This window comes from Terriglobia bacterium (assembly GCA_020073085.1).
Lineage (GTDB): Bacteria > Acidobacteriota > Terriglobia > JAIQFV01 > JAIQFV01 > JAIQFV01.
Genome location: JAIQFV010000023.1, coordinates 93,732 through 99,731 on the forward strand (window position 1 = coordinate 93,732; position 6,000 = coordinate 99,731).

The window sequence follows — 6,000 nt, forward strand, 5'->3', positions numbered from 1 at the left end:
CTATACAATCAATCGAATTTTGTTTTTTCGAGCCGCAGTTGGAGTCCTTGCCGCACTGTTATGGTCTTGCACAGTCGCCCAGACGGATTGCGGACAAATTTGTAGAAAATTTGTAGGGTCAGGTCGAAATTTTCAATTTTTCTCATCCGCCATAATCACAATTGAGAATTTAGACTTGACATATGCTTGTTGGTTGGCTGACGCGGTAATAAACCCTCGTATCCCGTAAGTATGCGTACTTCGGGATTGATATTGGGCTGAACTCTATGAGGATACCTTGGATGCTATTGTCGTATGACGTAATGCCACTCCTTGTGTTTTTGTTTACTGTTGTGGCTTTTGCGAGGGTCGCTTGGGGACTGGGGCTGACCTTCGGCAGGACGAGAAACGTCTTCGCGCTAAGCGAGAGTGCCAGGTCTCAAAATTCAACAGGTTGATTGTTGAGACCAAGCACCAACAATAATGTCCGGCTCGTCCAGGTCCGGAAATTGAGAGTCACCACCCGGCATGCCAGTCCCCTTCGAGGGGACTTGTCCTAATACAGCCCGCCGGTTTACCGGCGGGAGACTTGGCAAGCTGGAAGTCGTACCCCGATTCATCGGGGTTGAGTGGGAATGGGTCGGTCGTTAACGGCCGACCGGGGTATGAGGTCAACCCCGATGAATCGGGGTGCAAAACCGAGGGGGGTGGGCTTCCCCGCCGGTAAACCGGCGGGCTGTACGCAATCAAGCCCCCCGAGGGGGACTGGGATCTCTCGCATGGATCGCGCTGTGGCCCGGAAGAATGCGAAGGTGCCAGATCTCTCAATTCAACAAGTTGATGGTTGAGACCCGGGACCTCCAATTCTTATCAGCAACAGGGGGTCAGGCACCGACATTCGCCAACTCTCAAAATTCAACAAGTTGATTATTGAGACTAAGCACCAACAATTAAGTCCGGCTCGTCCGGGTCCGGAAATTGAGAGTCACCGCCCGGGCATGCCAGTCCCCTTTGAGGGGACTTGTCTTAATACAGCCCGCCGGTTTACCGGCGGGAACGGGCGCGTTGGAGGTCGTACCCCGATTCATCGGGGTTGGGAAATGGGTCGGTCGTTAACGGCCGACCCGGAGATAAGGTCAACCCCGATGAATCGGGGTGCAAAACCGAGGGGGGTGGGGTTCCTCGCCGGTAAACCGGCGGGCTGTACGCAATCAAGTCCCCCGAGGGGGACTGGGATCCCGGTCGCGCTGTGCCCGGAAGCGGTGCTGAGCGAGTCGGGAAGCGAAAGTGCCAGGTCTCATATTTCAACAAGTTGATTATTGAGGCCAGGCACGCGCGAAGGTCTCAAAATCAAACCAGTGGAGTATTGAGACCAGGTACCATCGATCTAAGAATCATAAGGAGTCCATTGGCGGCCATGGCCAACGAGCAAATTGAGTATATCGACCCGGATTCACATTTCTATCTTTTTGAAATCCCTTTCGCCCGGTGCTCCTTTGGAGGGATTCTCTACGAGAGAAAATCCGGCGGGTTTGATCTTTATTTGTCCATGGAACCTTCCGACGTCGAGCATCTCGATCTGGCTAAGATTACATGGCTGCGACATCAGGGGGACTCTAACAAAGAAACCTTCATCGATCATTACGAAGACACAAAAATGAGCAAGCAGTTAATGTCACAGGCAAAGGACCGCCTTGAAGACTGGCTGCACACTTCGCTGGGAGCTTGAGCAGAAGAAGGGGCCAGGCACTGACATTCTCGTTGATTTCTTAGAGGGAGGCAGATCAATGACACCACGTTGGGAGAGGGCGCTTCAGCGGTGGGTCGAGGCGGGAGTTCTGGAAGGCGTCGTAGCGGATAGGATTCGGGTATTTGAAGCCGACCGCAGCCGCAAGACCGGCATGCGCTGGCCGGTCATTCTGGCGCTGGCATTCGGAGGACTCATGTTGGGCGCGGGTGTGCTCCTGTTCGTTTCGGCGCACTGGGACAGGCTTTCGCCCGCGTTGCGGCTGGCCGTGGTCCTGTCGATGGTCGCTCTGTTTCATGTCGCGGCTGCTTTCGTCAGGGATCGATTTGAGGTCCTGGGGATTACCCTGAACGCCGTCGGTACCGCGGCCCTGGGTGGCGGCATCTTTCTGACTGCTCAAATTTTTAACTTGCAGGAGAATTGGCCGAGCGGGCTCATGCTGTGGACCTTGGGGGCGTGGCTCGCCTGGATCCTGCTGCGAGATTGGCCTCAACTGACGATGGCCGCGGTGTTGACGCCCGCATGGCTGGTGGGCGAATGGACGGTGAAGACCGAAGGCGTCGGTCTCAGAGCAGATCGCATCATGTTTCTGGGAATTGCCTTTTTGGCCTTTTCTTTCCTTTCGGCCCGGACACGGGAAAGTGACAGCATCTACCGGCGGGCTCTCGTCTGGGTCGGTGGGCTGGCTTTGTTTCCTTCGATCGCGTTCCTCATTGAACAGCGACATCGATTCAAGTACGACTACTTTTACGGCAGCCCTCAATCTGTCTCCACACAGCTTCTCGTCGTGGGGTGGCTGGCGGCAATCGTCCTCCCCCTGGTCGTGGCCTATTTTTTGCGGGGACGGAGCAGTTGGGCAAATCTTCTGGCTGTGGCCTGGGTCTTCCCCCTGGCCTTCATGTTAGATCCGATATGGAACCTCTTTATCTATGTTTGGTGCGCCGTGGGATCGGTCGGGCTCGTCGCCTGGGGTCTGCGGGAAGCCCAGAAAAGCCGCATCAATCTGGGGGTCATAGGATTTGCATTGACGGTGCTTTTCTTCTACTTCTCAAGTGTCATGGATAAATTCGGCCGGTCAATCAGCCTGATCGGCCTTGGAGTGTTGTTCCTGGCTGGTGGGTTGGCCCTTGAACGAACCCGTCGACATCTCGTCGCGCGGATTGTGGAGGTGAAACCATGAAATCCTGGCAGAAGGGATTGCTCCTGGCGGCATTGCACCTGGGCATTGTGCTCAGCCTGGGAGCAAAGTTGCTGATTGACCGGGCCAACTTGCCGCGGGTGTGGGCGAAGACAGTGCCGGTAGATCCCGACCTTCCGATTCGTGGACGCTATGTCAGCTTGCGACTCGAAGTGGATGGTTCGCAAATGCCGGTCGCTCCGAATCCGAAGCATCCAGCCGGAGTCGTGGAATTCACCCCCTACTATGCAGGGTTGGAACGAGTAAGACTTACCATCGAGAACGGCCAGCTGGCGGCTGTCCCGGCGTCGCAGAACACGGGGGTCCGCGCCCGGAAGCGCAAGTCCGAGGATTCGCCCCTGGTGACTCTGCAGGATCCGATCGCGTTTTATATTCCCGAGCACGCCCTTGATCCGTCGCGTCGCTTGAAGGGAGAAGAGCTTTGGGTCGAGGTGACTGTCCCCCGCAAAGGTCCGCCACGGCCGATCCAGCTCGGGGTGAAGAAGGACGGGGTGATCAGTCCCCTTCCAATTCATTGAGGACGGGGTGGCGCACACATGCGCAGTTGGCCCGCCGCGGCGGGCGGCCTTCTGTGGAACCTCGTCACGAGGCTGGAGAGTATGGCGATTCTTTACCGCATACATCGCAAAAAACGCGATGTATGCGCCACCCGGCCAAAGCATCGCCTGGAGGTAGGTTTGGTAGCCTCGCCACGCTTTCTGTGGCGGGGGCATGTGACCGCGGCTTGGATTGAACGAGGGTTGATGACCAAACGCTCGCAAAAGCCCCCGCCGGCACAGAACGCAGGCGGGGCTACCAAAGCATCGCCTGGAGGTAGGTCTGGTAGCCTCGCCACGCTTTTTGTGGCGGGGGCCTGTGACTGCGGCCTGGATTGAATCAGACATGGTGACCGAATGCTCGCAAAAGCCCCCGCCAGCACAGAACGCAGGCGGGGCTACCAAAGCATCGACTGGAGGCAGGTCTGGCAGCCTCGCCACGCTTTTTGTGGCGGGGGCAGGTGACTGTGACCGAACGCTCGCAAAAGCCCCCGCCGGCACAGAACGCAGGCGGGGCTACCAAAGCATCGCCTGGAGGTAGGTTTGGTAGCCTCGCCACGCTTTTTGTGGCGGGGGCCTGTGACTGCGGCCTGGATTGAATTAGACATGGTAACCGAACGCTCGCAAAAGCCCCCGCCGGCACAGAACGCAGGCGGGGCTACCAAAGCGAGCTGGAGAGGTAACATGAAAAAAAGGGTGACATGCTCCGTTTGGGTCGTGCTCTACATTGCGGTGTTTACCGGCACGGCAACCCTGCGGGCGCAAGATACGCGGGACGTCGTCGAGCCCCGTCTACCGCCGGTGTGCATGGCCCTCACGGCGCAACTGTCTGCTCCCGGGGGAGTTTTGCCGGAAACGAGCGAACGGACACCGGACACGGCCCGGATCCAGGAGGCGATCGACCATTGTCCGCCCGGGCGAGCAGTCAAACTGAAGTCAGCTGGCACTAGAAACATCTTCCTTTCCGGGCCGCTGCTGCTGAAGGCCGGTGTAACGCTCCTAGTGGACGCCAATACGGCGCTGTTCGCGTCGCGCAATCCCCGCGATTACGATCTCACGGCCGGAAGCTGCGGCGTCGTCAACGAGAAAGGGCACGGATGCAAGCCCTGGATACTGGCGGAGAACGCCCCCGCAAGCGGCATCATGGGCGACGGGGCGCTGGACGGGCGGGGCGGCGCGAAGCTGCTCGGCCAAGACGTGTCCTGGTGGGACCTGGCTCATACCGCCAAGGTCCTCGATAAGCAGCAGAGTGTCCCGCGGATGTTAGTCGTGCGGAAGTCTGACGATTTTACGTTGTATCGCATCACGCTGCGTAACTCCCCCAACTTTCACGTGGGGGTGGAACGCACCAATGGATTCACTGCCTGGGGCGTCAGGATCCTCACCCCGAAAACCGCGAGAAACACTGACGGCATCGATCCTTCGTCCTCCACCAACGTGACAATCACCCACTGCTTCATCGCAACGGGAGACGACAATATTGCGATCAAGTCGGGGAGCGCGGGTTCAGCTTCGAATATCACCATCGCCGACAACCATTTCTATAGCGGCCACGGGATGTCGATCGGCAGCGGCACCAGCGGCGGTGTAAGCGGTGTTCGCGTGATCGACCTGAGCATCGACGGCGCGGACAACGGGATCCGCATCAAGTCGGATCGCAGCCGTGGGGGGCTGGTGCGCGATGTCGTCTATGAAAATGTGTGCATGCGGAACGTCACCAACCCGATTGTCCTGAATACGAGGTACACCACGTTCCCTGGAAACCTCCTGCCGCTCTATCGCGACATCTTCCTGAAGAACGTGCACAGCGTAACGCCGGGCGCTATCATGCTGCTTGGCCTCGATGAGCAGCACCGAATGGGTGTGGGCCTCGACAACGTCACGGTGGATGGCTTGCAGGCGGATGATATCCGGGCAGAGCATGCCGAGGTGCGTGTCGGCCCGCGGCGCGGCAATGTCGAGCCCCGCGGAAACGACGTCTCGGTGAGCAGTGCCGGTGTCGAGCCTGGCGTTGCGGTGGATTGTGGAAACCGTTTTCCCGCGTTTGCGGACAACACGACTGCCCCCGCGGCGGCGATGACGGTACCTCCAGAGGATCCGACTTTCTACGTGGCGGCATCGGGAACGGGCGACTACTACTCTATCCAGCGCGCGATCGATGTCGCCCCGCCCGACGGCGCCGTCATTTCCATCGCTCCCGGCACGTATCGAGAAGCGCTGACGATAGCAAAACCCAATATCCGGCTGCACAGCCCCTACCCGGACGCCCGGAAGACCGTCATTGTTTCCGACAGCAGTGCCGACACCCCAGGCGGCACCGTGAAGTCGGCCACCATGACTGTACTGGCCGATAATTTCGTCGCCGAAAATCTGACCATTGCCAGCGGAGAAATGGGGACAGCCCCAATACTGTTCATTTAACGATTTTAATCGTGATGGAGCGCTTCTTATAGGACTTGCCCGCTGCGACTCCGTGGCGGCTGTGGTATCGGCACAACAGGCGCTTGACGCCGCGAGGATTGGATCGTCCGCGGCTGGAA

Annotated in this window: 4 protein-coding genes; all 4 read left to right on the plus strand. The window is 58.5% G+C overall.

Going from position 1 to position 6,000, the window contains the following annotated elements; translation table 11 throughout:
• Positions 1–1,396 precede the first annotated feature (1,396 nt).
• The 4 genes from LAO21_18770 (at position 1,397) to LAO21_18785 (ending at position 5,881) form a co-directional block, all read left to right on the plus strand.
• The gene (locus tag LAO21_18770; GenBank protein ID MBZ5554766.1) at positions 1,397–1,708 is read left to right on the plus strand and encodes a hypothetical protein; all 312 of its coding nucleotides are present in this window, start codon (positions 1,397–1,399) and stop codon (positions 1,706–1,708) included.
• Between the two features lie 58 nt (positions 1,709–1,766).
• Positions 1,767–2,906 (plus strand): DUF2157 domain-containing protein, encoded by a 1,140-nt coding sequence (locus LAO21_18775; GenBank protein MBZ5554767.1) that lies wholly within the window; start codon positions 1,767–1,769, stop codon positions 2,904–2,906.
• The gene (locus LAO21_18780) at positions 2,903–3,442 is read left to right on the plus strand and encodes a hypothetical protein (GenBank protein ID MBZ5554768.1); all 540 of its coding nucleotides are present in this window, start codon (positions 2,903–2,905) and stop codon (positions 3,440–3,442) included. The genes LAO21_18775 and LAO21_18780 overlap by 4 nt, the downstream gene beginning before the upstream one ends.
• Positions 3,443–4,144: 702 nt before the next feature.
• Complete coding sequence (locus LAO21_18785) at positions 4,145–5,881, plus strand: glycoside hydrolase (GenBank protein ID MBZ5554769.1); 1,737 nt, start codon at positions 4,145–4,147, stop codon at positions 5,879–5,881.
• The last annotated feature ends 119 nt before the right edge of the window (positions 5,882–6,000 follow it).